This is a genomic window from Acidocella sp. MX-AZ02, assembly GCF_000306035.1.
In the GTDB taxonomy this organism is placed as follows: domain Bacteria; phylum Pseudomonadota; class Alphaproteobacteria; order Acetobacterales; family Acetobacteraceae; genus Acidocella; species Acidocella facilis.
This window is the reverse complement of the sequence record NZ_JH976278.1, coordinates 1-401: the sequence shown is the minus strand read 5'-3', so window position 1 is coordinate 401 and position 401 is coordinate 1. Positions and strand designations below refer to the sequence as shown.

The 401-nt window shown below is 71.1% G+C and carries 1 protein-coding gene; it reads left to right on the top strand.

Annotated elements, in window-relative coordinates:
- Positions 1-56: 56 nt before the first annotated feature.
- Positions 57-401 (top strand): DUF4123 domain-containing protein (locus MXAZACID_RS17520; RefSeq protein WP_008495943.1); only part of this gene is annotated, 345 nt, incomplete at its 3' end.

Sequence of the window (401 nt, the reverse complement as noted above, 5' to 3'; positions counted from 1 at the left end):
GCCCTGCCCGCGCCAGGCCGCGGCGGCGGGCGCGCCCTTCATGAGCATGGGGTAGCATGGCGGCCGGTCTTGCCGACATTCTGGTGGAATGGCCGCGCCCAGTCTTCGCCGTGCTGGATGGCGCGAAGTACGATGACCTCCCCGCCCTGCTGCGGCAGGTGGACGTGGCAGCGCGCGCGCTGTTCCTAGAATATCGCGGCAATGCCGGGGTCGTGCGCGCCGGCCCGCACCTAGCGCTGCTGAACGAGCGGCGGCTGCGCAACCTGCTGCGCACCGAGGGCATCGAGGGTGCGGCCGTGTTCTGGCGGGTAGAGGAACCGGACGAGCCCGCCTTCTACCGGCATCTGCGCACGCTGAACCTGGTGGAGATTCCGGCCCCGCCGCCAGCCCAAGATGCTGCG